At 52.9% G+C, this 4144-nt stretch carries 4 protein-coding genes and 3 tRNA genes; all 7 read right to left on the reverse strand.

The annotated features are described in order from the left end of the window. Positions 1–114 precede the first annotated feature (114 nt). The 7 genes from tuf to birA all read right to left on the reverse strand — a co-directional run bounded on the left by tuf (position 115) and on the right by birA (position 3966). Positions 115–1308: an elongation factor Tu gene (gene tuf / locus ACIOYV_RS33115; RefSeq protein WP_007896619.1), complete on the reverse strand. Its 1194-nt coding sequence runs from the start codon at positions 1306–1308 to the stop codon at positions 115–117. Between the two features lie 84 nt (positions 1309–1392). Continuing rightward, positions 1393–1468: transfer RNA gene (locus ACIOYV_RS33120), tRNA-Thr, on the reverse strand. 26 nt (positions 1469–1494) lie between these two features. After that, positions 1495–1568 (reverse strand) — tRNA-Gly (locus tag ACIOYV_RS33125). Positions 1569–1592: 24 nt separating this feature from the next. Then, a tRNA-Tyr gene (locus ACIOYV_RS33130) sits at positions 1593–1677 on the reverse strand. A gap of 142 nt (positions 1678–1819) precedes the next feature. Next, positions 1820–2260, reverse strand: coding sequence for a hypothetical protein (locus ACIOYV_RS33135; RefSeq protein ID WP_401330681.1), 441 nt, complete (start codon positions 2258–2260; stop codon positions 1820–1822). A gap of 7 nt (positions 2261–2267) precedes the next feature. After that, positions 2268–3017 (reverse strand): pantothenate kinase, encoded by a 750-nt coding sequence (locus ACIOYV_RS33140; RefSeq protein ID WP_163911341.1) that lies wholly within the window; start codon positions 3015–3017, stop codon positions 2268–2270. After that, complete coding sequence (gene birA / locus ACIOYV_RS33145) at positions 3007–3966, reverse strand: bifunctional biotin--[acetyl-CoA-carboxylase] ligase/biotin operon repressor BirA (RefSeq protein ID WP_401330685.1); 960 nt, start codon at positions 3964–3966, stop codon at positions 3007–3009. The genes ACIOYV_RS33140 and birA overlap by 11 nt, the downstream gene beginning before the upstream one ends. Between the last annotated feature and the right edge of the window lie 178 nt (positions 3967–4144).

Genomic DNA, 4144 nt, shown 5'->3' on the forward strand with positions numbered 1-4144 from the left:
GAATCGAACCCCCAACCTACGGTTTTGGAGACCGTCGCTCTGCCAATTGAGCTACTGACCTAAAACAAAATCAGGCCGACCATTATGCCGGCCCGAAAAAGACATTACAACAACTTACTCGATGACTTTAGCTACGACACCAGCACCGACGGTACGACCGCCTTCACGGATAGCGAAACGAAGACCATCTTCCATCGCGATGGTTTTGATCAGGGTAACGGTCATCTGAACGTTATCACCCGGCATCACCATTTCAACGCCTTCTGGCAGCTCGCAGTTACCGGTCACATCCGTAGTACGGAAGTAAAACTGTGGACGGTAGCCTTTGAAGAACGGAGTGTGGCGCCCGCCTTCTTCCTTGCTCAGAACGTAAACCTCTGCAGTGAACTTGGTGTGCGGCTTGACAGTGCCTGGCTTGACCAGAACCTGGCCACGCTCAACATCATCACGCTTGGTACCGCGCAGCAACACCCCACAGTTCTCGCCAGCACGACCTTCGTCGAGTAGCTTGCGGAACATCTCAACACCAGTACAAGTAGTTTTGACAGTGTCACGAAGACCAACAATCTCAACTTCTTCCTGAATGCGGACAATGCCACGCTCAACACGACCAGTCACAACAGTACCGCGACCGGAGATCGAGAACACGTCCTCGATCGGCATCAGGAACGGCTTATCAATAGCACGCTCAGGCTGCGGAATGTAGCTATCCAGAGTCTCAACCAACTTCTTGACGGCAGTCGTGCCCATCTCGTTGTCGTCTTGACCGTTCAACGCCATCAGCGCAGAACCGATGATGATTGGAGTGTCATCACCTGGGAAATCATAAGTGCTCAGCAGATCACGCACTTCCATCTCAACCAGTTCCAGCAGCTCAGCATCATCAACCATGTCAGCCTTGTTCAGGAAGACAACGATGTACGGAACGCCAACCTGGCGAGAGAGCAAGATGTGCTCACGGGTTTGCGGCATCGGACCATCAGCGGCCGAGCAAACCAGAATCGCGCCATCCATCTGAGCAGCACCGGTAATCATGTTTTTTACGTAGTCAGCGTGACCTGGGCAGTCAACGTGTGCGTAGTGACGCACGGCCGAATCGTATTCAACGTGAGCGGTGTTGATGGTGATGCCACGAGCTTTTTCTTCTGGAGCGCTATCGATCTTGTCGAAGTCGACCTTTGCCGAACCGAAAACTTCGGAGCAGACACGGGTCAAGGCAGCTGTCAAAGTAGTTTTGCCATGGTCTACGTGACCAATGGTGCCCACGTTGACGTGCGGCTTATTACGTTCGAACTTTTCCTTAGCCATCGAAATAACCCCTAGCAGAAGAATTGAGCAAGTAACATCAGCCATTAAAACAAAGGCAGATATTTTCATATCTGCCTTGTTATATGGAGCTCTTGAGCGGATTTGAACCGCTGACCTCACCCTTACCAAGGGTGTGCTCTACCAACTGAGCTACAAGAGCGCAACACTTTGCAGGATCTGCAAACTTGGAGCGGGTAGCGGGAATCGAACCCGCATCATCAGCTTGGAAGGCTGAGGTACTACCACTAAACTATACCCGCGGAGCTTGCAGCTCTCGCTAAAAATGGTGGAGGGGGAAGGAGTCGTACCTTCGAAGTCGTAGACGTCAGATTTACAGTCTGATCCCTTTGGCCGCTCGGGAACCCCTCCTAAGCGAGCCGGCATTCTATATCATGCCAGCCTTCTGTCAAGCATTTTCTCATAAAAAACCTGAGGTTAGCTGCGTTGACACCGCTTCGCGATGTTTACCGTTAAAGGTGTTCACTGCGAAGCGGGCGCCATTCTATGCAAACTATTCGACAGGTGCAACCCCCTCGCACGGCATTATTTTATGTTTTAACTCATTGAATTCTTTGGAAAGGTTTTGCAGCTTAGAGTCGTCCAGTAAACGCCGGCTTTCGGGCGCTACACGAACCCAGAATCCCCCGACCTCAGGAGAATCCTTTGGCAAAGACTGAACCTTGATATCCATGCCATTTAATCGACGTTCAATTGCCTGCAGGGCGTCCTGCCGAGCAAAACCTCCTACATAGAGACAATCATTGTCCGCCTGGGGTGGCTTTCCCTTATCACGAGCAGCGTCAGGCGCCTCGCTCAACAAGCGAATGTCCTGCTGGGAACCCCGATACAGACTTAGAGGCGTTACATCTTTCGCGCGAAGTGGCGCCTCTTGTTGATGCCAGATGTAATAAAACACATTGAGGACGAGCAGCAGCAGAAACAACCAACGCATAAGAACCTCAGGGCAAAGGACACGCCATAGCCAAACCGACAAAAACGAGATCAGGAACCACCCTGGCTTCAGGCACGACTTCAGAAACCAGGTCCGCATCCCCTCCAGTAAGGAATACAGTGAAATGCTCCCCCCAGTAGCTACGCGCCAACTGGAGCTGAGTCAGGACAAACCCCCGAAGCATCAAGGAACACCCCCTCTCAACCGCTTCCACGGTTGTACGGCCAGGAACAAGACTTTCCAGAGCACGCTCAGCTGCAAGATCCCCGTAACGGATTCGACGGGTGTGGGTGCGCAGCTGGTTGCGCATCAAAGGCATACCTGGACAAATGAATCCTCCCAGATGCTCTCCATCACCGGCTATAAAGTCAGCAGTGACCGCGGTACCAAAATCCAATACAAGGCATGCGCCCGAAGCGAGATGAAACCCTCCGAGCATCGCAAGCCAGCGATCGAGACCCAGTTTTTCATAATCCTCGTAGCCGTTACGCACGCCGGATGTTTCACGAGCAGGTGCCGCGCATATCACAGACACCCCAAACGCCTGACTCAGAAGAGAAATCAAAGCGCTGGTTTCTTCGCCGGTTCGAACACTTACCAGGCGACAGTGATTCAGAACCAAATCATTGAGCCGATTCAAACTCTCCAGCAACGCAAGGTCCGAATCGACCACACCTTCTGCGACCACCAGCCGGACGTCCGCACCCAGCACACGCCACTTGATAAAACTGTTTCCGCAGTCGAGCTCAAGAATCATCACGCAACCTCAGGCTGAGCTCACCACCACTAAAGATTTTTTCCACGTCGCCTACCTTCAAGCGCAAGGCACCCTGACTGTCGATACCCATTACAACCCCATCTATCTGGTTAACGCCGGCAATCAACGACACAGCTCGACCTTGCCATAGATGGTTTTGCTCCCACTCAGCATGGATAGCGGCAAACCCATCGCTCTGATGTCGATTCAGATATGCCTGCAGCACAAGCCCCAGGTCCGCCACCAACTGATTGCGATCGAACACTTGGCCAGACTCTAGCCGCATGGACGTCCACTGCTGATCAACCTCATCAGCCGATTGCATGTTTACATTGATGCCTACACCTAGCACTACATGACACACATCAGCGGGATCACCTACCAGCTCAAGCAGTATGCCGGCGATTTTTTTTTGCCCCACAAGAAGATCATTAGGCCACTTCAGCCCGACACCAGGAACACCTTGCTTTCGCAAGGAGTGCATTACGGCGAGCCCAACGACCAGACTCAAACCCTCCAGCTGTCGCATCCCACCCTCGATGCGCAGCACCAGGCTGTAGTAGATGTTTTCCGCGAATGGACTCACCCACTTACGGCCCCGCCGTCCGCGCCCAGCCGTTTGCCGCTCTGCAAGCACCAAAAAAGGCGCAGCTTGCCCCCGCTCGATTGCGCGCAGGGCTTCGGCATTAGTAGAGTCGATAGAATCAAAGACCTGGACAGGCCAACCGCAAGCGGACGACTTGCGGTCTATTTCAACAGGATCGAGCAGCGTCAATGGCGCAGCCAATTGATAGCCGCGTCCGCGCACCTTATGGATCGATAAGCCCAACTCAGCCTCCAGATGCTGGAGCTGCTTCCATACAGCGCTACGACTGATACCAAGAGCAATGCCCAAGGCCTGGCCTGAATGGAATCTGCCATCCTTGAGAAGCTTTAACAACGTCAGCATGCAAGTCTCGCCTCACAATGAGGCCCGAATGATAGCCATGCCCCGAGCCGTTGCATAGAAACCCTATTGGCCGGATTTTTCTTCGGGCAAAACAAAACCCCTACCTGCATACGCAGATAGGGGTTTCGGAATTTAATCTTGACGATGACCTACTCTCACATGGGGAAACCCCACACTA

The sequence above is a fragment of the Pseudomonas sp. NPDC087342 genome (genome assembly GCF_044744265.1).
Classification (GTDB): Bacteria; Pseudomonadota; Gammaproteobacteria; order Pseudomonadales; family Pseudomonadaceae; genus Aquipseudomonas; species Aquipseudomonas nunensis.